Source organism: Oscillatoria sp. FACHB-1406, from assembly GCF_014698145.1.
In the GTDB taxonomy this organism is placed as follows: domain Bacteria; phylum Cyanobacteriota; class Cyanobacteriia; order Cyanobacteriales; family Spirulinaceae; genus FACHB-1406.
Window position 1 is genome coordinate 164,048 of record NZ_JACJSM010000002.1, and the last position, 21,352, is coordinate 185,399.

Sequence of the window (21,352 nt, forward strand, 5' to 3'; positions counted from 1 at the left end):
TCATCAAAACATAGAACTTAGTCTAAGGAATGCTTATCTGTAAAGTCCAATGCTTTTTAGTTTTAGCCCTATAACTTATAGGCATAGGTCAGCTATACTGAATCTCCGAAGGTCGGCTCTTCAAGGGGAAATGTTGTTGCCAGATCTCTACCATTGCAGCCTAAATAACCCGCATAGAGCTTGATAAAACCCTGGACATAAACAGGCGGCGGTAGTTTACTCAGGTTTCCTTGTTCAATTGCTTCTAGCTGGTATTTCTGAATCCGGGTTTGCTGCGCGATCGTTTCCAAAGAGAGCCTTTGCTCTTGACGCATCTGAAATAAATATTTGCCGATCTCTTCTAATCGGCTTTGCTGAAGCGATTCTAACTTAGCGAACTCCATTAATGGCTCCAATAATCAGATTATTTCAAGGAACAACGATAGCTATCTCGTGCAACTGCTAAGACCGATTCACCTACACAAAGAGGATAGGCGGATCGGTCTGCTCAACCCTGAAGGATGACCATCGCTCACTCGATTAGTAATTGTCTACTTTCTGGTATTTTCCACCCTGATTCTTATTTTCTGTTGTCTGAAGTTCAAAAATCTCTTTGCCACCACGCACGACGATACCGTACTGTTTATAGGGTTGTGAAGGTCTGCTATCCGCGTAAGATTGAGTCCCGTCCATCATAAAGGTGCGATCGCTCGCTCTCGATCTTGTTGCCAGAAAGTAGAAGTCAGTGCCAGAGTCGATGAAACCGTAGTAATGACTAGCAGGAGCGGAAGATTTGGAAGTTGTATTTTAAAGGTCATGAAAAGAATCCAGTATTTGACGTTGAGAAGCACAATTCACCAAACCCCTGTAAGGAACTGTATCTAAACCATTACAACCTTACAAAAACACTGTATTGAGAATTGGCATCTATGAGAATTTACGATAGTAGAAAGGGAAAATAGTGTCGAATACTTTATAATTCTGACAGCTATAACTCTCAGGCATACCCTATGAAATTATGGAGCTACGACATCTCAAATATTTTGTGACTGTTGCCGAAGAACTCAGTTTCAGTCGTGCAGCGACTCGGCTGTATATTACCCAGCCTGGGTTAAGCCGTCAAATCAAAAACCTGGAGGAAGAATTGGGTGTTGCGCTGTTTGTCACACAGTCAGATGGCTTGAAACTCACGGAAGCCGGCAGCTTTTTCCTCGAACAAGCAAAAGATGTCTTGCAGCGCAGTCAGGTTGCCATGCAAACTATCCAAGCTCGTTACGCTGCTGTAGATAAACCTCTAGTCATCGGTTACATTCCAACGATTCTCCAGAGCTTTCTAGGGGATGCCCTCCATCGCTTTGGACTAACTTACCCACAAGTGTCCATTCAGATCCAGGAAATGTCGCCTGCCGAACAAGTGAAAAGTCTGCGAGAAAGGGCGATCGATGTTGCCTTTATCGGCAATTCACCTTCTGAGTTAGATACCGAATTTTTGGTTGAGTGCGTAAAGCGGGTGCGCTGCACTGCTATGTTACCCATAAACCATCGATTTGCTCATCTGGAGTCCATTTATCTATCGGAACTTACAGATGAAAAGTTTATCGGGGTTTCGGAAGAGACCTTTCCCAGACGAAATGATTATATTCGCGATCTGTGCCGTCGCAATGGTTTTGAAGTCAATCTGCATATGTCGGCAAATAGTGTAACTTCGATGATTGCGCTGGTTGCAGCCGGACAAGGAGTAGCCCTTATTCCCCGCGAGGCAGAAGCGTTACCCCATCCGCAAGTGGTGTTTATCCCGCTCGATCCGCCTGTCTACGCGCGATCGACGGCAATGTGGCGGCGAGAAACACCCACGCGATCGTTAAATTGCTTTCTTGAAGTTTTATTAGAGCGCGAAACCCAAAAGTTCGGTATTGCATGATGCAAACCCAGTTGAACTGTTAACAAGAAGGCGCAAAGTTGACGTTACCCGACAAAAAAACCCAGTTTCTTTAAAAAAACCAGGTTATCGGGTCTACGGTAAGGTTTTTGGTATAAGCGTTATCAATTGTCCCTTATCCATTGTCAATTATCTAACCATCCAATCTTTCAGGAGGAGCCATATTCGCCCTCGCTCGAACAGGAGCTTCCGTTTGCGCGCGCTCTTTCTCATTTAACTGCTGATAGGAATTCCCCTCATTAGGAACGGTAGAGACTTCCGGTACGACCCATTCTGATAGTAACGACAAGCCACCTACCGCACTGAGAAGAAGGGTTGCGTAGCCGAAGTAGAAATGGGCTGAGGAAAACTCAAAGTTAAAACCGGACGAGTGATGATACCAAGTCGGTACGACAGAAGTCGCCCGTACTGGCAAAGACGCAGCCAGTTCGCTGCCATTTAAACCGAGAGCATTTCCCAGTTGTCGAATAAAACTGCGCAGGTAGACATCTTCGGGTAGTTCGTCAATGCGTCCTGCTTCCAGTGCTTGAATTTGATGGATGGGAACGCGGGTTTGGCTAAAAAGCCATTGCTGGGATAGGGAACGTTTTTCGCGAGCTTGACAAAGAATTTGACCGATTTGCCGACAGCGTTCGCGGCGTTCTTCTTCGGGGTCGGTGGTCGTCCGAACGCGAGGGCGTGGAGGATTTGCATTGGGCGGAAGAGAAGAACCGCTGGATTCTTTGATGCGATTGCTTAATTGTTCGAGCATTTCAGCGACATCGCGACATACTTTCTCCCGCATTGGGTTCCCCGTCGCCTTCGGGTAGGTCAATGACTTCAACAACATAATCCTTATCTTCGTGATTCTAGAGAGCGGGCCGAGTGCTTGAGGTTTATTGACTTCTTACTGGCAGTTTGGCTTCAATCCGGAACCTCGCTTTGATTTTTATCTGCGGGCAGCGCTAAGACTTCTCGCCCTTGCTCGAAATTGTGGTATAGTCCGGTTTTGCTGTGGATTTAATACCGCGATCGCGTATTTGCTGTTAATCTTAATTCCTTCCTACCGCGTCCTTGCGGCGACTTCCAACGATCGGCGCTGGAGATTACTGAAGCGGTAATCGCCCCTTAGCGAGCCGTATTCGGCTTAAATCCGCTTTGCCTGTCCAACGCTCTCGATTTCGTTTAGACTCCAGAATGTACTGAAGAATGGGATCGAATTTTGAGTTTTCAACCTGTTGTCTTTTGCGACTTTGATGGCACGATTACCGCCGTTGAAACCTTTGCCGGAATGCTGAAAGCTTTAGCGCCGGAAGTCGCCGCCCGAGTGATGCCGGAACTCTACGCGCGCCGCATGACGTTGCGGGATGGCGTGCGAGAAATGCTGGAAGCGCTTCCGAGCGATCGCTATGCTGAGGTTATCGGTTATGCGGACAATAAACCCGTGCGCGAGGGTTTTCTGGAGTTCGTTGCTTTTCTCCAGGAAAGAGAGATTCCGTTTGTGATTGTTTCGGGCGGCGTGCGCGCAATGGTGGAGCGCGTGGTGAATCGGTTAGAGGTTAAGGGACAACCGTTACGCAACTTGGTGACGGAAATTGTGGGGGTAAGGGTGGAAACCGATGGCGAGTTTTTGCGAGTGCCGCCGCAAGCGTTTGAGGGAGAAACGGAGTTGGTAGCGAAGGTACGAGTAATGGAGAAATATTCGGGGCGCGAATGGGTTGCAATTGGGGACTCGGTGACGGATATTAATATGGCGATCGCGGCGAATCGGGTTTTTGCGCGCGATCGCTTGCTCGATTATCTTGAAACTGAGGGAAAATCTTGCATTCCTTGGAATAATTTCTTCGACATTCGCGATCGCTTTTCTCAATAAAACATCACGAATCCGTTATCAATTGTCCATTATCGAATGGCGCTAACTTAAGGCTGGTGGGCGCTGCCCACCCTACTCAATTATCAATTACAAAACATCGCCAACCCGTTATCAATTGTCCATTATCCATTATCCATTATCAATGAATCCTCGTCCTAGCGTTATTGCCGCCGCCCGTCAATTTTATCAACTCGGTTGGATGTTCGGGACTGCTGGCAACCTCTCCGCCCGGGCGGAAGATGGCAGTTTTTGGATTACTGCCAGCGGCAAGCAAAAAGGATTGTTAGGGGAAGATGATTTTGTGCGCGTTTCCCTAACCGGAGAAGTTCTGGAGTCGCCCGCTGCGGGGAATCGCCCTTCCGCAGAAACTAGCATTCATCAAGCGATTTACAGTTTGTTTCCGGAGGCGATGGCGTGCTACCACGTCCATTCTGTGGAAGCGAATTTAGTATCGAGTTTACACTCGGGCGATCGCATCCCGTTACCTCCCATTGAAATGATTAAAGGCTTTGATATTTGGGAAGAAAACCCGCAAGTGAGTATGCCCCTGTTTGAAAATTATGCCAGCGTTCCGCGCATTGCCGAAGCCATTCGCGATCGCTTCCAAACTTCGCCCCCCGACGTTCCCGCCCTCCTCATCCGCAACCACGGCGTAACCGTTTGGGCGGCTTCCCCCGCGATCGCTCAAAATCGCGTCGAAATTGCCGAATACCTCTTCCGCTACCTACTACAAGCCCGTTTGTACCTCAAAGACTCATGCCCTGGTTTGTAAAGATTGAAAAAGGGATTGTTGACAAAAATACCTTCGATCGCTACGTTCCTGCCCACCGAGATTACGTCCGCAGCCTGATTGCGAAAGGATACCGCGCAAAAAGCGGCTATTGGGCAGAATACGGCGGCGGAATGCTGTTATTTGCCGCCGCATCGATGGAAGAAGCAAAAGCAATTGTGGAAGCCGATCCCTTGATTGCGAACGGCTGTGTTAATTATGAATTACACGAGTGGCGAATTGTTGTAGGAGATTTGTAATTAAAATGAACGTTATTGAAAAGTTAAATACCGTTGGTAAGACGACAGAAGAGGCGTTTGCACTCTTTGATTCCTTGGAACCCGTTGAGATTAGCTTTATAATCGGGAACTGGAAAGGTGAAAGTTTCCCGACGAATCACCCGCTAGATGGGGTACTAGAGGCGTATCGCTGGTACGGGAAGCGATTTGAGAGTGAGGAAGAGGTTCACCCCCTTGTGTTCTCTACCCTTAACAATAAGCTGGTATCGCTCAATCCAGCGTTTATGGGGCCATCGCTAAACGGAATCGATCGCAAGCCCGTGCGTAGTAACCCTTTTATGGAAAAACTCTTCCATACCATTATGCCTTTGCTAGCGACCTCCGATTCCAGCGCCCGGTTGCGCATGACTGAGTATCGGGGGAAGTCCAGTGCAACGATGATTTACGACAAACTGCCCATTAACGATGTTTTCCGAAAGCTCGATGACAATGCCGTATTGGGTATCATGGACTTGAAAGGGATGAAAACACCGTTCTTCTTTATTTTGCGCCGTCTGGGAGAGTAGCGGAGTGCAATGAAATTTGCGATAAAATTATTGTCTATCAGTCAACGTTACTCGAATGCCACTAACTTAAGGCTGGTGGGCGCTGCCCACCCTACGAAATATCAATAACGACGTTGTATACAACGTCTCTACGGCGATTTTTTAACGCTTATTTCAGTGCTATTCAACGTTACCCTGCCCAGTCTTAAAAAGCGCGATCGCAGCTAGCTGCCCTCTCAACTTAGGGAGGGCAAACCTCAATGAAAAACTCTAGCTTTTTTCGCGATCGGGTTTAAAATCAGAGGCTTGTAACCTGAAATTACGAATTACGAGTTACGAATTACAAATTATTCGATCGCGTCTTTTTTTCAAGTCAAAATTGAGGTGAAAAATGGAATTTGAATACGCTTACCAAGGCAGCAGCAACGTTAGTAATAGCGGCAGCGATACGCAAATGTCCTTTTCCCCGGACACCAAAAGACCGCCGACTTATTTTGTGGGGGAATTGAGAAAAAATGTTGCCTTTCGCGAAGCAATCAGTGCGCTTCATAGCGTTGTGGTTTCCGACCTGCGCTTCAAACCTAAAGATCGGGAAGAATACAAACAATGGCGCGCCCAACAAGACGAAATCGATAGCTATATTATTGCTGCTCAAAAAGCTGGAGTTTCAGAAAAGATTGAGGCATTGCAAACAGAACTAAAAAGCTTGAATCAACAAAGTTTTTATCGTCTACAGCCCTACTATCAAGCGAAATATAAATTTTTTGGATACCTTTACGAACGCGATTACGATGCTTGGTTCGTACTCGACCCCGTGATTACCGTCCATCCCGACGAAGTATTTTTTGAATGCTTCAGTCAGGATGAATCGAGTTATGGACGAGTGGGGGCAAGCTACGAAGTTTTTAAAAATATCAATGAGTTTGCTTGCGGAACCACTAACATTGACTACTCGGCTGCTCTCTACGACGAATTTCAAAAAATCCGCAGTTATAAAACGACCCAATTTCAAATCGATCCTTCGGGATTTGAAGTGCAAACAACCCACGAAGAAAGCTTTAAAGAAGTTAAAATCGACCTGCCCGATAGCTGGGTTAGAGGCTTTCTGCAAGTTAGTTCTGCCATGTCTTTACCGGCGGTTAAATTCGACTTGCAGCCGATGGATATTCACAATATTTGCTTCGTGCTGCGCCGCCATAAGGAACAGAAAGGACCGCGAAGTATGCGCTACCACTTACAACCGGGAAAACCCATTCGCGTCATTTTCGATCCGTGGGGAATTGAGGTTGTTTGCCCGCGATCGATTTATACGGGAAATTCCGAACAAATGGTGCGCGTTTGGGGTCGCCGCCGCCTTCATATTTTAGAGCGTTTAATTCCCACTGCTAAGAAATTTACGGTGCATTTATTGGGAACGGGAATGCCCTCCTTTTATGTGGCAGATTTGGGCGATTTATCCTTTACTTTAGGGTTATCGGGATGGACGGCAAATGATTGGTCGCAGTCGGGGAATTTTGACCTAATGGCTCCGCGCGCTGATGTGGATGAATGGACGCAGAAACGAGTCTTTGAAGCGTTACGAGAAAACTGGTTAGAAACGCCGGAAGCCCTAGCAAAACGTCTGAATTTAAGTACAGCAGTCGTGTTAGGAGCGTTGGGGGCGTATACGCAAGCAGGACGCGCAATTTATGACTTAAATAAACAGGTTTATCGGGTGCGCGAGTTAAGTCGAGAACCGCTCCCGATGGAACGATTGCGCTTTGCTAATAATCGTGAGGAAAATGCAACGCGCTTCCTCCAGAATAACGCCGCGCGCGTCACCGCCGCAACTAGCGATCGCGCCGGGACTCTCGTGCTTCAAGGTACGGTGGAAGATCGAGGTAGAACTTACGAACCTTCCTTAACGGTAGATACCGACGAGCGCATTATTAACGCTGAATGTACTTGCAATTGGCATACACAAAATAAACTTTATAAGGGGCCGTGCGAACATATTTTGGCGTTGAGAATGCAGCACGCAAGGCAGATGAGGTAAATTGAAAGCAAAATTCGACAAGAAAACGGCTGTTGCAGAAAGACTCGCAATTTGATAACATCGAATAATCGGTCAAAAAAAGGAGGATTTATATTAATAATAAATAGAGTCATTAAGGCTATAAAAAAAGCTAGTTTTACTAAAAATGTCATTGGGCTGCCGCCACGAACGGGCGTAAAGGACAGACGCTATGAATACTCGCTTAGAGATTGAATCAGCAATCGAGCAATTACCTGAAGGAGAAGTCCGCAATCTTGCTAAGTGGCTTCAAGAATACCTCGATAAGAAGTGGGATCGGCAGATCGAAGCAGACTTTGCATCGGGAAAGCTGGCTCGCCTCATCGCTCGAGCCGAAGAAGATATTGCACGCGGAAACGTGAGAGATTTGGATGAAGTCCTACGCAACGGCTGAGTTTTGGAAATCGTATGCTAAATTGTCATCTGTCATCAAGCAGCAAGCGAGAAAAGCGTATAAACTTTGGAGCGAAAATTCACTCCACCCATCCCTGCATTTTAAGAAAGTTGACAAGCAATTGTGGTCTGCTCGTATTAGTAGCGGATATCGAGCATTAGCTTTGAAAAAGGGGGACGATTACTATTGGTTTTGGATTGGCGAGCATGATGAATATGAAAGCTTTTTAAGTTAGTTTTGAGTACAAAAGATGATGATACGCGATCGCTACCTAGAACTGATCGACCGAGTTGCCAATCTGACCTTAGAGGGCAAAATTCGCTCGAAAACGCAAGTTTACAAGCTCCTCGTTGAGGAAATCGAACCGGGAACGCAGGAAATTTTCGATCGCTGCCTCCTGGAAAAAGTCACCGCAACAGAAGCACAACTCGAAACAAAAGTCAAGGCAGCGCGGGTATTACGAGCGCTGCAAACCTTACAAGGAGAATGGGAGCGCTACCAACAGGAAAACCGAGGACAAGACGCGATCGCATCAGCCGCCCAACAAATCCTCAGCGCTGCACCAGATGAACGTTTGCGCGTCCTCCTCTCCATTCTCGATCCCAACCAAAAACAAGCCTTTGATGGGCTGCTGCTGCAACAATTGGCGCGATCGCTCCAGCAAACCGCTACCATTGCCCCCGAACCCGCCCTAGCAGAGGATTTGAGGCAACTCGCCACCGGCATCAGCCAAGGAATCGAATCCTTCAACGCCCTAGAAGAGTATTTAATTAGTTGGATTTACGAGCAAGGCAAAAGCAACCTCGGATTCGGCGAAGTCGAAGCAGCGCGCGGCCCTTGGGCAGTCTGGGCCAAACACAGCCCCCATGACCTACCGAGGCAACTCTTCGCCACCCTCGCCCGCAACCAACCTGCCGTTAGCGCCCTCCCCAACGCCCGCGAAATCGATCGCGCCGCTTGGTTAGACCTCACCCTTCTCCTACAATACCTCCAACGCGGCCTCGTCATTTGGTTCGACAAACAGCCCTACGATGCCAAAATCGGCAAACAACTCTCCTTCAGCACCCTCCTCACCTTTGCCGCCCTTTGGAGTCAACTCGCCAGCGGTTTACAAAGTCAGCCGACCCTTGCCGAAGCGAGCTTTCACATGACCTTGCAAACCCTGCGCGCGATCGCCAATCGCGACGATTTTCCCCTCTACGGCGGCGTTTTTGCCTCCTTTGGCGGTAAAGCCCTCAACGACGCGCTCAACTACTTTGACGAACCCCTCGGACGCTTGGAAGCAACGCCCGAAAAAGCCAGAATTCTCACCCTGTTCGGTTACTCGCAACAAGCCCTCGGGCAATACGATGCTGCGACGAACTTTCACGAACAAGCGCTCGATATCGCCCGCAGCAGCAACGATAAAGCCTGCGAAGTCGCGAATTTAAACCATTTAAGCCGGATTTGCGTAGCGATTAAGAATTACGCCGAAGCAATCCGCCTCGGACAGCGCGCCCTAATACTGGCACGCACCGAAGGCGATCGCCCCGGAGAAGCCAACGCCTTGGTCAACTTAGGCTACGGCGAAGTTCTTTCGGCTAGACAGCGCGATCGCTTAGAAGCAGAAGCTTACGAAATGGCGATGAATTACCTCGAACAAGGGTTAAACTTAGCGCAGAAACTCGGCGATCGCCAAACCCAAGCCCTCGCCTACAATAGTTTAGGTATCGCTTGCGTCGTGCTAGAACGAGCAGAAGAAGCCCTGCAATTTTTAGCCCCAGGATTAGAAGCCGCGCAGATATCCGGCGATCGCTACCTCTATGCCTTAAACTACGCCTATATCGCCGAAGCTTACCGCCAAACCGGAGCCACCCCTAAAGCCATCGCCAGCGCTGCCTTGGGAATGTACCTGCTCGAACAGATGGGGGCGAACGAATGGCGACAACCGGCGGGATTATTGTTGGTATTGCAAGGAGAAGTCGGCAAAGAAAGCGTTAAAACAGCGCTGCAAGACTATCGTACTGCAATTATCGGCGCGATCGGAGTCGATGGGTACGATTATCTACCCGTATTGTTAGAGCGCTATCGACAAGATCATTAAACATTAGCCTCAGCCAAGTAAGGATAATCCGTATATCCCTCCGCTCCAGGTGAATAAAACTTGCTCGGAACTGGATCGTTGAGCGGCGCATTTTGAGCAAAGCGAGTCGGGAGATCGGGATTTGCTAAAAACAAGGTTCCAAAAGCGATCGCATCCAATTGACCGTTAGCGATCGCGTTTTCCGCCTCTTCTGCGGTATAGCCGGTATTGCCAATTAAGACACCATTATAGGCTTCGCGAATTGGAGTCAGCACGTCGCCTTGCTGTTCGCCCAGAAAATCAGCCCGCATCACGTGCAGATAGGCAAGATTGTAATCGTTGAGACGAGCAGCTAGCCAAGCGAACGTACCGATGGGATCGCTATCTTTCATACTATTGTAACTATTGAGCGGCGAGAGTCTTAAACCCACGCGATCGCTCCCCCAAACATCGATTGTCGCCTCCAATACTTCCAGCATCAAACGCGCGCGATTCTCTACCGAACCGCCATAAGCACCACTGCGTTGATTGCTACCGTCCCGCAGAAATTCATCGAGTAAATAACCGTTTGCGCCGTGAATTTCAATGCCATCGAATCCAGCAGTTTTTGCATTTTCTGCCGCCGATTTGAACCCAGCAATAATCGTCGGAATTTCATCATCCTCTAACGTGCGAGGAGTGACATAAGGAACTTTACCCTGCGGCCCGTGGAATTCGTCGTTTGTAATCGGAATTGCACTCGGAGCCACCGGAATTGCACCATCATTTAATAACGGGTGACAAGCTCGACCCCCATGCCATAGTTGAAGAACAATCCGACCTTCTTTAGCATGAACCGCATCGGTGACTTCCTTCCAGCCCGCAACCTGAGCATCATTATGAATTCCGGGATCGGCACCAAATGCAGAACAACCCGGCATAACCGCCGTCGCTTCTGCAATAATCGCTCCAGCACTAGCGCGTTGACTGTAATATTCTGCCATTAATGAAGTCGGAACATGGTCTCGATCGGCACGGCAGCGGGTGAGAGGAGCCATGAGGATTCGGTTAGGAAGCTTTAAAGCACCGACTTGCAGCGTGGAAAAGAGATGAGGTAGTGACATGAAACGACAACTAAAGTTGATAATGCGATTAGTCTAGCTTACTGTGTCAGTTAAGCAAGATTGGCTAATATTCTCATTGGGATCGCACCCTGCTAGGCGACGATCTCAGTTTTCAGTGAAAAAATTGCGATCGCTTAATGGGGGCATCAACATCGCCACTAGCCCCGTCCAACCCGTTTGGTGAGAAGCACCTAACCCAGCACCATTATCCCCGTGAAAGTATTCATAAAATAGGATTAAATCTCGCCAGTAGCGATCGCTTTGAAGCTGCGCGGTTCTCCCATAAACCGGTCGCTTTCCCGCAGAATCTTGCTGAAAAATTCTCCTTAAGCGATTCCCTAATTCGACAGCAACTTGTTTCAAGGTCATCATTTGCCCGGAACCCGTCGGACATTCCACTTTAAAATCGTCGCCTAGATAGCTATCAAATTTCTGCAAAGCTTCAATAATTAAGTAGTTAATCGGAAACCAAATCGGACCGCGCCAGTTGGAGTTTCCCCCAAATAAACCTGTTGTCGATTCGGCGGGTTCGTAGTCGAGGCAATAGTCTTGCCCATCGAAAGAAAGTGAAAAAGGATGTTCGGTATGGTAGCGAGATAAAGAACGAATTCCCCACGGACTGAGGAACTCATTTTCATCGAGCAACCTTTGTAGAATCCGCCTCAGTCGATCTAGCGGTAATAGGGATAAGATGCTGATCCCTTCTGTCCCCGTCGCTTCTAAATAAGCGATATTCATAGCTAAACCCGGACGATTTTCTAGAAACCAAGTCGCTCGCCGCTTAAACTCTGGTAAGCGATGTAATGTTTCGTGAGAAATTGTTGCGATCGCGAATAAAGCCACGATTCCCACTAAAGAATGAACCTTTAAGCGAATGGGTTCTCGCCCCGGTATATTGAGAACATCGTAATAAAATCCGTCGATATCATCCCACAACTCTGTTGAGGCACAACCCAAACTATTCATCGCATCGGCAATGTAAATAAAATGCTCGAAAAACTTGCTGGCAATATCTTCGTAAACTGGATTGTATTGAGTTAACTCTAAGGCAATTTCTAGCATATTTAAGGAATACATCGCCATCCAAGCTGTTCCGTCAGATTGTTGGATGTAACTGCCTCCTGGGAACGGTTTGCTGCGATCGAAAATACTGATATTATCTAAGCCTAAAAAACCGCCCTCAAATACATTTTTTCCTTTTAAATCTTGCCGATTTACCCACCAAGTAAAATTTAGTAAGAGTTTTTGAAAAACCCTCTCTAAAAACTTGATATCCGATCGCCCGTAAAGTTGTCGTTCGATTTGATAAACTTGCATTGCCGCCCAAGCATGAACGGGGGGATTAACATCATCAAACGACCATTCGTAGGCGGGCAACTGACCGTTAGGGTGCATATACCATTCGCGGGTCAATCGATGTAATTGGTGCTTGGCGTAATCGGGATCGATCGCCGCAAAAGGTAGGGTATGAAAGGCTAAATCCCAAGCCGCAAACCAGGGATATTCCCACTTATCGGGCATTGAAAGCACGTCATCGCTATAAAAATGCTGCCAGCGACTATTTCGTCCTTCTTGTCTTTGCGCTGGGGGCGGGGATTGTCCGGGAGCGCCCTCGAGCCATTCGGTAACAACGTAATGGTAGAATTGCTTGTTCCATAACATCCCAGCAAACGCTTGTCGTTGAATGTTGCGCTTGTCTGGGGAGAGTTCGGGGGAACAGAAGCGATCGTAAAAGTCATTGGCTTCTTGAATGCGACTGGCGAAGATTTGCTCGAATTCGCGACCAAACGGCTCGGTTAAATCTGCCTTATTGCTCAGTCGCAACTGAATGATTTGCGTCTGACCGGGAGGAATTAAAACTTGATAGCGAGCGGCAACTTTAGTGCCGATACCGACAGGATTTACTGCCTCTTTTTGACCGTTGACGACATAATTATTAATGCCATCTTTGACGTAGGGCGATGGATTGGGAACCCCAAAAAGTCGCTGGAGGTTGGTTTCATTTTCCACGAAAAGCAGTTCGGGATTCTTTGCACAGTAAAGCCAGCGCGAACCGAGATTCTGTTCTTTTGCTTCAATACATCGCCATTCCGCACCGTCCTGAAGGGCTTTAAGCGACGGCTTCTCAACATTTTTCCCCCAAGACCAAGTATTGCGAAACCATAAGGTCGGCAAAAGGTGTAAGACTTTCGCCTCGCTGCCGCGATTGCTAGCGGAAATCTGAATTAAAATATCTTCCGGCGATCGCTTGGCATACTCGATCGCTACGTCAAAATAACGATTTTCAGCAAATATCCCCGTATCGAGTAGTTCGTATTCCTGGTTTTGGCGATCGCGGCGGCGATTTTCAGCAACTAAATCGTCATAAGGAAAGGCAACATGAGGATATTTATACAAATATTTCATGTAGGAATGAGTTGGCGTATTGTCAAGATAGAAGTAATATTCCTTAACATCTTCCCCGTGGTTTCCTTGCGATCCCGTCAGACCGAACAATCGTTCCTTCAAAATCGCATCTGCACCGTTCCAGAGGGAGAGAGAAAAACAGAGGCGCTGATGGTTATCAGAAATCCCCGCGATCCCATCTTCTCCCCAACGATAAGCGCGCGATCGGGCGATATCGTGCGGAAAATAGTCCCAAGCCTCTCCATTGGGGCTGTAATCCTCCCTAACGGTTCCCCACTGGCGCTCGCTGAGGTAGGGACCCCAGCGCTTCCAGTATTCGACGCGATCGCGATCGCGCTTTAACCTTACCTCTTCTTCCGTCATAAGCCAATTTTCAAGTTTCACAGTTGCTTTTCTTAAAATAAAAAGCCGAAGGCCATAAAACCTAAGCTCAAGATTAAACTGAAAACGATCGCGTATTCCAGCTTGCGACTGAATAAACCGATCGCGAGAATGATTAAGATGACCAACACGCCGATGCCGATATACTGTTCTCTTTGCAAACTATTCGCGATCGGCGGATTGGTGGGATTCGCATCTTGTTGCTCGGTCGCGTTCAATTGCATTACCATCTTTGGGAGCATTTTCCCGAGTTCTGGTGAGTTAAGCGCAATACAAGGTTGAGCAAGCATAATTCCTTTCCATCTTTTTGGATAGATCTCGCTCCCAGACCTCTACCGACCTTAATTCTAGAATTGTATTGAATCACTCTCCGACCGAAAAAGACGGAGGCTCAATCGCATCGCTGCGCGTAACTTTCTCTTTCACTGAGTTTCCTAACGGATCAGACTACCACCCTGTTGAGGGATTGTCTCTCTAACTATAGATTGATGTTTGCCCCTGAATTTAGAGTTAGGAATGTTTTATAGAATACGAAAAAGCCTTTGTTTACATTGTCATTATGCTACTGCTGACGATCCTTGGGCAGGGTTCTTATTCCCTCAATGCCCTCTTGTTTCCCAATTTAACCTTTTAGGAGAACATCTTAAAGATTGTGAAAAAGTTAGAAAATAAAGTTGCAATTGTAACCGGCGGCAGCGGCGGAATCGGACAAAGTATTTGTCAGTTTCTAGCGCGAGAAGGAGCCAAAGTGGTCATTAATTATCACTCTGATGCCCAAGAAGCGCAAGAGACTCAAGAAAAGATCCAAGAAGTGGGTTCGGAAAGTCACATCGTTCAGACTAATCTCGCTAAAGTAGACCAGATTGAAAACTTAGTTCGAGAAAGCATCGAGCGCTTTGGCAAAGTCGATGTTCTGGTGAACAATGCGGGAATCGAAAAACGCGCTGATTTTTGGGATGTTACAGAAGAAGACTACGATTTAGTCTTAAATATCAATCTCAAAGCCGTCTTTTTTGCGACCCAAGCTGTAGTTAAGCATTTTAGAGCCACCAACAATCCCGGCAAAATCATCAATATCAGTTCCGTTCACGAAGAACTCCCTTTTCCTCACTTTACGTCTTACTGTGCCAGTAAAGGCGGACTCAAAATGATAACTCGCAATCTAGCTGTAGAATTAGGTTCGATGGGCATTACGATTAATAATGTCTCTCCCGGCGCGATCGCTACGCCCATTAATCAGAACTTACTCAACAATCCCGAACTGCTCCAAAAAGTCACGAAAAATATTCCCCTCGGACATTTGGGAGAACCCGAAGATGTTGCCGCACTCGTCGCGTTTTTAGCGTCCGATGAAGCGAAATATATCACGGGTTCGACTTTTTACGTCGATGGCGGTCTGTTGTGGAATTATCAAGAGCAGTAATTAAGATGGATACGATTTCTATCTCTACTTCTCTAAAAGTTGTTGTCACCAAATTCGAGAATTATGAGTAGAACTTTTGAATATATCGCGATCGCGCTTGGCGTAGTAGCGATCGTTGTAACGAGCTATGGGTTGGGAAAACTTTCCTATTCCTGGATGCCCCTAGAAGCCTCAACTGATGCCCGAGAAATCGACCATTTATTTAGCTTCCTCGTCACGATGGGGTCGGTCATTTTTTTGGTAGTGATGGGAATGCTAATCTATTCCCTAATTTTTAATCGAGCCGCTCCTGGCGACTACACCGAAGGACACGCTTTTAGACATAACTGGAAATTAGAAGTTGTTTGGTTGGTCGTCCCTACCTTACTGGTCTTGTGGATTGGCATTTATAGCTTTAATATTTATGTTCGTATGGATGTGGCAGGCCCCAAAGAACTATTAGCTTCTGCTAGCCAACCCAAGGATTTAGAAGTAGCGGCTACAAATACGAACCAAGCGTTAGTAACGATTGGCGTAGTTGCCAAACAATGGGCTTGGGATTTCCATTACCCCGATGGAAAGATCGATCGCGAGCTACATCTACCTGTCGATCGACGGGTTCGTTTGATGTTACAGTCAGAAGACGTACTGCACGGCTTTTACGTCCCCGAATTTCGGATCAAACAAGATATTATTCCCACTCGCGATATTGCCTTTCAATTTATTCCGAATCGCGTCGGAAAATACAAGCTACACGATTCCCAATTAAGCGGCACTTACTTCGCACTGATGGAAGCCGATGTCTATGTAGAGACACAAGAAGACTATCAACAATGGTTGGCACGAGAGAGCGATAACGCCGCTAGGAATTTGGCAGCTTTGGAATATACTAATCCGCACGAAAGAGTTTTTGATAGTCATTATCCCACTGTCGTTCCGGCTCGTTCTGAAGAAATTACTGCAAGCAATGACGCGATCGCGAAAAATTAGCCCAGAAACTTCCCAACCCAGCCTATATTAATTTTCAATTTTCTAGACCGAATATGCCCAATAATCTCGTACATGGTGTCACTCTACCTGAATCGGAATCGAAGCATACGCTTGCCGAATCGGAAAAAAACTGGCGACGCTATTTTACCTTCAATACCGACCATAAAGTTATCGGCGTTCAATATTTGGTGACGGCATTTACCTTCTTTTTAATCGGAGGTTTGCTGGCGATGATCGTCCGCGCCGAGCTAATCACGCCCGCTTCGGATTTGGTCGATCGCCCGTTCTACAATTCCTTATTTACCATTCACGGCACGGTCATGATTTTTTTATGGATTATACCCTCGATCGCGGGTTTATCCAATTATGTCGTTCCCCTGGCGATCGGAGCCAAGGATATGGCCTTTCCCAAACTGAACGCGATCGGTTTTTGGCTGGTTCCCGTCGGCGGTATCGTGCTAATCTCTAGTTTTTTTCTGCCCGGTGGCGCGGCGCAAGCAGGATGGTGGAATTACCCGCCGCTAAGCCTACAAAATCCTTCTGGAAACATTATTAATGGCGAATTATTTTGGATTCTCAGCATTGTTATTCTGGGGATTTCTTCAATTATGACCGCCGTTAACTTTGTGACAACAATCGTTTGGCTGCGCGCGCCGGGAATGACTTATTTTCGGCTACCGATTCTAGTTTGGGCGACTTTAACGGCTCAGCTAATGCAATTAATTTACTTACCCGCTTTAACCGGAGTAGCCCTCATGCTTCTAGCCGATCTGACCCTAGGGGCTAACTTTTTTAGACCGACTGCACAAGGCGATCCTGTTCTGTATCAACATCTATTTTGGTTTTACTCTCACCCTACAGTTTATGTGTGGGTATTGCCGATATTTGGGATTTTTTCGGAAATCATACCCGCCTTCACTCGCAACCCCTTATTTGGCTATCGTTCGGTGGCTTTGGCAACGATTAGTTTTGTCCCGATTACGGGTTTTGTTTGGGCGCATCATATGTTTGCGAGCGGTACTCCCGAATGGCTCAGAATCTTATTTATGTTTAGTACCGAACTCGTTGCCATTCCCACAGGAATTAAAGTTTTTGCTTGGACGGCGACAATTTGGAAAAGCAAACTTCATTTAGAAACGCCAATGTTGTTTGCTATGGGTGGGGTGATGATGTTTTTATTTGCAGGAATTACGGGAGTAATGCTAGGCGCGATGCCTTTCGATCTGCACGTTAACAATACTTATTTTATCGTCGGTCACTTCCACTATATCGTTTACAACACCATTACAATGGCTCTATTTGGAGGCATTTACTACTGGTTTCCCAAAATTTCAGGGAGGATGTACTTAGAAGGGTTGGGTAAGCTCCATTTTTGGCTAACTTTTATCGGCGCTAACCTTTGTTTTTTTCCGATGTTTCCTTTAGGTTTGCAGGGGATGGTTCGCCGTATCTCTTCTTACGATCCTCAATATGTAGATTGGAATATCTTAGCGAGTTTGGGGTCTTTTCTCCTGGGCGTTTCGATACTGCCTTTCATTGCTAACATTGCTTTTTCCTGGCTGCAAGGAAAAAAAGCAACAAAGAACCCTTGGTTGGCGACAGGACTAGAATGGACGACGAGTTCTCCGCCTCCTAAAGAAAATTTTGAAGAGATTCCGGTCGTTGACTTTCCTCCTTACGATTACGGTCGAGATAAATACTCGCATCCACACTTGGCGAATCGATAGGAGAAATTGATTACAGCTATGGAAAATTCGACTCCCGATATTCAAAGAATCAAAGATGAAAGCCCATTTAATCTTCCTAAACTGCGAAAGTATTTTCCCGCGTGGCTGCGCAACTTTTTGCCAATCGGTGGCGGACATCACCATCGCGAAGAAGAAAAAACGCTGTTCGGTTTTTTAGCTTTCTTAATTTCTGAAAGCTTTATTTTTGCTGTCTTTATTATTAGCTACATTGCTCTGCGCGCGACAGCCGAAACCTGGATTCCTCCTGGAGTTAAAGGGCCGGAAATGTCGGCGCAAACTCTTCTTAGCTCTATCATTTTGCTTTCTAGCAGTATCGTTATTTATTTTGCCGAACGCGCCCTCAAAAAAAGAAAAATAGCGCGGTTTCGCTTGCTGTGGTTGATGACGGTGCTGATGGGTGCGTTTTTTCTCTACGCCGAAGTGAAAGAATGGCTTGGGAATGATTTTAGTCCCTCTACGGGATTGTTAGGCTCGACTTACTATTTACTCACGGGCTTTCACGGATTGCACGTTGCGGTTGGTATTATTTTACTCACCGCGATGTTAATTCGTTCTTTTATTCCTCGTATTTATCAAAAGGGTCATTATGGGGTCACGGCAATTTCTCTGTTTTGGCATTTTGTAGATGTGCTGTGGATTGTGTTGTTTTCATTGATTTATCTTTGGAGAGGCTAATACCCGATTGATGTGAAGCTGTATAGAATGAAAAGTAGGGTGTGTTAGCGAAGCGTAACGCACCGTTATCCTGAAAATTTAGGAAAATTAATTCTATGCAAAGTCATCTTAGAATTAGTCTAATAAGGCTTTAAAACTTCTCCTGGGTTTTCTCCCAAATGAATTAACTGGGCGGCGGTATTGTGAACGCCGAATTCTGCTCCGAGGTGCGCTCCAAGGGTTCCATGAACGAACATAAACCCAAGCAAAAAAACGCCCGCGATTAAGTAACTCCACTGCACTTGTCGGGGGCTATTTTTTCGCCAATCGAAACGCTGATATCCCCGCCATACGGTCATGGCAACGATCGCGCCCAGCAAGACAACGCCTCCGACACCGTGTAATAGCAAGGTCGATCCCGCTCCCAATCCCCAACTTTTGACCTGGGAATCGGGTTGGGCTAAGAGAATCTCAAAAAATCCCGTTCCGACGGTGAAAAAAGAGATTGCTGCCCCGGCGACGGCGTTGTACCAACCAACATCAAATAAGTGAGTGCGACTGACGGGAAGGGCTAAAAACTTGAGGATCGGTCGTTCGAGGGGAAACAGCGTCCCGGCAAAATCAAACACGATCGCGATAATAAACAAACCTAACGTCAAATGGACGAAGTTGGGATGCAGGGGAAAACGGTAGGGCAAGCCATTCGCCCCAACTTCAATCCCGATTTGTTTTAACTGTTCGATGAGTTGTGGATTCATTTTAAAGTGCCTTCTCGGATTGCTTTGACGACAAAAGGCGAATGCAAGCCATAAACCCAAGCTAACAAGTCGCCGAGATACATTTGAAAGAAAACGAGAACGACCAAAAGGGTGGCAACACCGAGATAAACGACAGGAATTTTACCCGGATTTTGCCGCCGCAGAACGCCCCGCCAAGCCGTAATACCGACCAAAATAGCTGAAAGCGACCAGCCGGTAATTGTATGCCAATCTAAGGCGGTTTGGGCTGCGGTATAGGGTTCGGCTAACCCAGCTTCAAATTCTCCGAAGATAACAGCAAAAAAGATTGCAACCGAAGCCACGAGGAGATTCCACCAACTGACTTCTAACCAGGTGGGTTTGCGGCTGAGATATCCCACCAGATCGCAAAAATAGGCGAAAAAAACCATTGCGATGACAAAGTGAACGATAATCGGGTGTAGGGGGTCGGGGTAGGGTAGATTTTTGTCATTTAAGGTGAGTAGCAGCACGATGGTTTTTCCTTTTAAGGATCCGTTTGAGTGGGGGAGGTTGAGGGACGGGGGCTGAGTTTTTCGGAGGGGGGCGTTCGCAATGCGAGGTAGGCTGCCCCAAGGAGGGCAAGCGGCGCTAAGATTGCTAAAGCTTTAACCAGCGATCGCGCTTTTTCTTCTTTTGGGGTGAGAATGTGTCGTTTACCCGCGCGATCGGTATAAACTTCAGGTTGGTAATAGCGGTGGAAAACTTCTTCCTTAATCCATTCGCTCGTTGCTTTAAAGTTATGCCAAGGAGTCGGCAGGAGTTCTAAATAAGTCAAACTGCGGAGAATGTCGCCGCTTTTGCCGTCAATTTGAACCTTATCAAACAGATTGGCAATGCTATTGTTGAGGCCTAATTTTAACAAGGTTCCGCGTAAATTAACCTCGCTGGTTTGAAGCGGTTTCCCTTGACTGAGCGCGATGAGATTACTAGCAATTGTTTCTCCTTGTTGGTAAGCAACTTGAGCTAGCGGCGGTTCGGAATGCTCGGCAACAATTGCGCAATCTCCGGCAGCAAAGACATCGGGAAAATCGAGCAGTTGTAAGGTGGGATTAACGAGGGGAAGACCGTGTTTGTCTAAATGCTCTTTGGGAATTTGCGAACTCAGGCTTTTAATGAGGGGATTGAGGTCGGTTCCTGCCGTCCAAATCGTCGTTTGGGTTGCTAAAGTTTCGGTGCGATCGCTCTCGGCGGGTTGATACTCCACGCGATCGCGATAAACAGCCTTCACGCCCACGCCTAACAGCAATTCTACCGGCACAGTTCTCGCTTGCAAAGCTTTCAGCGCCGGTTCTTGGAGTGCTTCGTTCGCATCCCCCGAAAGAATTTCCTGACTGTGATTGGCTAAAACAATGCGAATCTTCCCAACCTTGCCGCCCATTTTTCCGTACCAACTGGGCAGCAAATCGGCGAGGGTGGCTGCCATTTCTATACCCGCCGGCCCCGCACCGACAACGGCAAAGGTTAGTCGCGATTGTCGCTGTTGGTCGTCCTCAGTCTGAAGGGACTGCTGCAAACAGTCTTGCAAGTGGGATTTCAACGCGATCGCATCTTCTCGCGTCCGGAACGCAAAAGCGTTTTCCTGCGCCCCTTCCGTTCCCAGATATCCCTGCACGCTGCCCGCCGTCAGTACCAAGCGGTGGTAGCAATATTGCGTACCAGACGCTAAAGTGACTTGCTTTTTCGCTAAATCTAACGACTTTACTTCATCCCGAACCCAATCGATTCCGCTTCCGTCTAGCAACTCGGCATAAGTCGGACAAACTGCGTTTTCCTCGAGTTCTCCGGTTAACATTTCGTAGAGCATGGGTTTGAAAACAAATCGCTCCTGCGGGTCGATCGCCACAACCGAACCCGGATAGTCGCGATCGCGCAAATGCAGAGCCGTAAAGAGTCCGGCAAAACCTGCCCCGATAATTACTGTTGGATTCGATCGATTCATACTACACGAGTTAGTGCCGATAAAATTCAATTAAAAAAAATAAAGGTTAAAAACTCGAAAAGATCGAAGAAAAATCTTTTCGGGTCTTTGAGTAACCGTTTCGCAATCGCTATGAGAG

23 protein-coding genes are annotated in these 21,352 nt (G+C 47.1%); 14 read left to right on the forward strand and 9 right to left on the reverse strand.

Annotated elements, in window-relative coordinates; all coding sequences use genetic code 11:
* Window positions 1-92: 92 nt before the first annotated feature.
* Both H6G50_RS03350 and H6G50_RS24360 read right to left on the reverse strand, forming a co-directional pair.
* Window positions 93-383, reverse strand: a complete 291-nt coding sequence (locus H6G50_RS03350; RefSeq protein ID WP_190713282.1) for a helix-turn-helix domain-containing protein — start codon at window positions 381-383, stop codon at window positions 93-95.
* A 288-nt stretch (window positions 384-671) separates the two neighbouring features.
* The gene (locus H6G50_RS24360; protein ID WP_277882659.1) at window positions 672-797 is read right to left on the reverse strand and encodes a hypothetical protein; all 126 of its coding nucleotides are present in this window, start codon (window positions 795-797) and stop codon (window positions 672-674) included.
* A 200-nt stretch (window positions 798-997) separates the two neighbouring features.
* Here H6G50_RS24360 and H6G50_RS03355 point away from each other — a divergent pair, with 200 nt between their 5' ends.
* Window positions 998-1,900, forward strand: a complete 903-nt coding sequence (locus H6G50_RS03355; protein ID WP_190713284.1) for a LysR family transcriptional regulator — start codon at window positions 998-1,000, stop codon at window positions 1,898-1,900.
* Window positions 1,901-2,051: 151 nt separating this feature from the next.
* On the opposite strand, the gene H6G50_RS03360 is transcribed toward H6G50_RS03355, so the two are convergent.
* Window positions 2,052-2,747 carry a helix-turn-helix domain-containing protein gene (locus tag H6G50_RS03360; protein WP_190713285.1) on the reverse strand — a complete coding sequence of 232 codons (696 nt, stop codon included), beginning with the start codon at window positions 2,745-2,747 and terminating at the stop codon, window positions 2,052-2,054.
* Window positions 2,748-2,796: 49 nt separating this feature from the next.
* Between H6G50_RS03360 and H6G50_RS03365 the strand changes: the two genes are divergently transcribed.
* The 9 genes from H6G50_RS03365 to H6G50_RS03400 all read left to right on the forward strand — a co-directional run bounded on the left by H6G50_RS03365 (window position 2,797) and on the right by H6G50_RS03400 (window position 9,853).
* Window positions 2,797-3,018, forward strand: a complete 222-nt coding sequence (locus H6G50_RS03365) for a hypothetical protein (RefSeq protein ID WP_190713288.1) — start codon at window positions 2,797-2,799, stop codon at window positions 3,016-3,018.
* Between the two features lie 101 nt (window positions 3,019-3,119).
* On the forward strand, window positions 3,120-3,770 hold the full coding sequence (locus tag H6G50_RS03370; RefSeq protein WP_190713290.1) for an HAD-IB family phosphatase: 651 nt from the start codon (window positions 3,120-3,122) through the stop codon (window positions 3,768-3,770).
* 142 nt (window positions 3,771-3,912) lie between these two features.
* On the forward strand, window positions 3,913-4,542 hold the full coding sequence (mtnB, locus tag H6G50_RS03375) for a methylthioribulose 1-phosphate dehydratase (protein WP_190713292.1): 630 nt from the start codon (window positions 3,913-3,915) through the stop codon (window positions 4,540-4,542).
* Window positions 4,527-4,799 (forward strand): YciI family protein, encoded by a 273-nt coding sequence (locus H6G50_RS03380; RefSeq protein ID WP_190713294.1) that lies wholly within the window; start codon window positions 4,527-4,529, stop codon window positions 4,797-4,799. The genes mtnB and H6G50_RS03380 overlap by 16 nt, the downstream gene beginning before the upstream one ends.
* 5 nt (window positions 4,800-4,804) lie before the next feature.
* Window positions 4,805-5,344, forward strand: a complete 540-nt coding sequence (locus H6G50_RS03385; protein WP_190713297.1) for a DUF4334 domain-containing protein — start codon at window positions 4,805-4,807, stop codon at window positions 5,342-5,344.
* Between the two features lie 370 nt (window positions 5,345-5,714).
* Complete coding sequence (locus H6G50_RS03390) at window positions 5,715-7,358, forward strand: SWIM zinc finger family protein (protein ID WP_190713298.1); 1,644 nt, start codon at window positions 5,715-5,717, stop codon at window positions 7,356-7,358.
* 190 nt (window positions 7,359-7,548) lie between these two features.
* A complete protein-coding gene (locus H6G50_RS03395; RefSeq protein ID WP_190713300.1) occupies window positions 7,549-7,770 on the forward strand; it encodes a hypothetical protein in 222 nt (73 codons plus the stop codon).
* Entirely contained in the window at window positions 7,748-8,005 is a 258-nt protein-coding gene (locus tag H6G50_RS23955; protein ID WP_206756559.1) for a hypothetical protein, read from the forward strand. Before H6G50_RS03395 ends, H6G50_RS23955 begins: the two co-directional genes overlap by 23 nt.
* Window positions 8,006-8,020: 15 nt before the next feature.
* Window positions 8,021-9,853: a tetratricopeptide repeat protein gene (locus H6G50_RS03400; RefSeq protein WP_190713302.1), complete on the forward strand. Its 1,833-nt coding sequence runs from the start codon at window positions 8,021-8,023 to the stop codon at window positions 9,851-9,853.
* On the opposite strand, the gene H6G50_RS03405 is transcribed toward H6G50_RS03400, so the two are convergent.
* The 3 genes from H6G50_RS03405 to H6G50_RS03415 form a co-directional block, all read right to left on the reverse strand.
* Window positions 9,850-10,935, reverse strand: coding sequence for an alkene reductase (locus tag H6G50_RS03405; protein ID WP_190713304.1), 1,086 nt, complete (start codon window positions 10,933-10,935; stop codon window positions 9,850-9,852). The genes H6G50_RS03400 and H6G50_RS03405 overlap by 4 nt on opposite strands.
* Window positions 10,936-11,040: 105 nt before the next feature.
* The gene (locus H6G50_RS03410) at window positions 11,041-13,725 is read right to left on the reverse strand and encodes a glucosidase (protein ID WP_347239862.1); all 2,685 of its coding nucleotides are present in this window, start codon (window positions 13,723-13,725) and stop codon (window positions 11,041-11,043) included.
* Between the two features lie 11 nt (window positions 13,726-13,736).
* Window positions 13,737-14,012 carry a hypothetical protein gene (locus tag H6G50_RS03415; protein WP_190713306.1) on the reverse strand — a complete coding sequence of 92 codons (276 nt, stop codon included), beginning with the start codon at window positions 14,010-14,012 and terminating at the stop codon, window positions 13,737-13,739.
* A gap of 362 nt (window positions 14,013-14,374) precedes the next feature.
* On the opposite strand from H6G50_RS03415, the gene H6G50_RS03420 reads away from it, so the two are divergent.
* The 4 genes from H6G50_RS03420 (at window position 14,375) to H6G50_RS03435 (ending at window position 18,537) form a co-directional block, all read left to right on the forward strand.
* Window positions 14,375-15,145, forward strand: coding sequence for a glucose 1-dehydrogenase (locus H6G50_RS03420; RefSeq protein ID WP_190713308.1), 771 nt, complete (start codon window positions 14,375-14,377; stop codon window positions 15,143-15,145).
* 63 nt (window positions 15,146-15,208) lie between these two features.
* Window positions 15,209-16,114 (forward strand): cytochrome c oxidase subunit II, encoded by a 906-nt coding sequence (locus H6G50_RS03425; protein WP_190713311.1) that lies wholly within the window; start codon window positions 15,209-15,211, stop codon window positions 16,112-16,114.
* Window positions 16,115-16,167: 53 nt separating this feature from the next.
* Entirely contained in the window at window positions 16,168-17,841 is a 1,674-nt protein-coding gene (locus H6G50_RS03430) for a cbb3-type cytochrome c oxidase subunit I (RefSeq protein WP_190713313.1), read from the forward strand.
* A gap of 18 nt (window positions 17,842-17,859) precedes the next feature.
* The gene (locus H6G50_RS03435; RefSeq protein ID WP_190713315.1) at window positions 17,860-18,537 is read left to right on the forward strand and encodes a heme-copper oxidase subunit III; all 678 of its coding nucleotides are present in this window, start codon (window positions 17,860-17,862) and stop codon (window positions 18,535-18,537) included.
* 119 nt (window positions 18,538-18,656) lie between these two features.
* On the opposite strand, the gene H6G50_RS03440 is transcribed toward H6G50_RS03435, so the two are convergent.
* Genes H6G50_RS03440 through H6G50_RS03450 form a run of 3 tightly spaced genes read right to left on the reverse strand, consistent with a single transcriptional unit; the run spans window position 18,657 to window position 21,234 of the window.
* On the reverse strand, window positions 18,657-19,274 hold the full coding sequence (locus H6G50_RS03440; protein WP_190713317.1) for a DUF2231 domain-containing protein: 618 nt from the start codon (window positions 19,272-19,274) through the stop codon (window positions 18,657-18,659).
* Window positions 19,271-19,765 (reverse strand): DUF2231 domain-containing protein, encoded by a 495-nt coding sequence (locus H6G50_RS03445; RefSeq protein WP_347239863.1) that lies wholly within the window; start codon window positions 19,763-19,765, stop codon window positions 19,271-19,273. Before H6G50_RS03445 ends, H6G50_RS03440 begins: the two co-directional genes overlap by 4 nt.
* Window positions 19,766-19,779: 14 nt before the next feature.
* Entirely contained in the window at window positions 19,780-21,234 is a 1,455-nt protein-coding gene (locus tag H6G50_RS03450) for an NAD(P)/FAD-dependent oxidoreductase (protein ID WP_190713318.1), read from the reverse strand.
* Between the last annotated feature and the right edge of the window lie 118 nt (window positions 21,235-21,352).

Coding starts and splice junctions, on each gene's coding strand:
- H6G50_RS03350 (WP_190713282.1), bottom strand. CDS start 383: ATGGAGTTCGCTAAGTTAGAATCGCTTCAGCAAAGCCGATTAGAAGAG.
- H6G50_RS24360 (WP_277882659.1), bottom strand. CDS start 797: ATGACCTTTAAAATACAACTTCCAAATCTTCCGCTCCTGCTAGTCATT.
- H6G50_RS03355 (WP_190713284.1), top strand. CDS start 998: ATGGAGCTACGACATCTCAAATATTTTGTGACTGTTGCCGAAGAACTC.
- H6G50_RS03360 (WP_190713285.1), bottom strand. CDS start 2,747: ATGTTGTTGAAGTCATTGACCTACCCGAAGGCGACGGGGAACCCAATG.
- mtnB (WP_190713292.1), top strand. CDS start 3,913: ATGAATCCTCGTCCTAGCGTTATTGCCGCCGCCCGTCAATTTTATCAA.
- H6G50_RS03380 (WP_190713294.1), top strand. CDS start 4,527: ATGCCCTGGTTTGTAAAGATTGAAAAAGGGATTGTTGACAAAAATACC.
- H6G50_RS03385 (WP_190713297.1), top strand. CDS start 4,805: ATGAACGTTATTGAAAAGTTAAATACCGTTGGTAAGACGACAGAAGAG.
- H6G50_RS03390 (WP_190713298.1), top strand. CDS start 5,715: ATGGAATTTGAATACGCTTACCAAGGCAGCAGCAACGTTAGTAATAGC.
- H6G50_RS03395 (WP_190713300.1), top strand. CDS start 7,549: ATGAATACTCGCTTAGAGATTGAATCAGCAATCGAGCAATTACCTGAA.
- H6G50_RS23955 (WP_206756559.1), top strand. CDS start 7,748: ATGAAGTCCTACGCAACGGCTGAGTTTTGGAAATCGTATGCTAAATTG.
- H6G50_RS03400 (WP_190713302.1), top strand. CDS start 8,021: ATGATGATACGCGATCGCTACCTAGAACTGATCGACCGAGTTGCCAAT.
- H6G50_RS03405 (WP_190713304.1), bottom strand. CDS start 10,935: ATGTCACTACCTCATCTCTTTTCCACGCTGCAAGTCGGTGCTTTAAAG.
- H6G50_RS03415 (WP_190713306.1), bottom strand. CDS start 14,012: ATGCTTGCTCAACCTTGTATTGCGCTTAACTCACCAGAACTCGGGAAA.
- H6G50_RS03425 (WP_190713311.1), top strand. CDS start 15,209: ATGAGTAGAACTTTTGAATATATCGCGATCGCGCTTGGCGTAGTAGCG.
- H6G50_RS03430 (WP_190713313.1), top strand. CDS start 16,168: ATGCCCAATAATCTCGTACATGGTGTCACTCTACCTGAATCGGAATCG.
- H6G50_RS03435 (WP_190713315.1), top strand. CDS start 17,860: ATGGAAAATTCGACTCCCGATATTCAAAGAATCAAAGATGAAAGCCCA.
- H6G50_RS03440 (WP_190713317.1), bottom strand. CDS start 19,274: ATGAATCCACAACTCATCGAACAGTTAAAACAAATCGGGATTGAAGTT.
- H6G50_RS03450 (WP_190713318.1), bottom strand. CDS start 21,234: ATGAATCGATCGAATCCAACAGTAATTATCGGGGCAGGTTTTGCCGGA.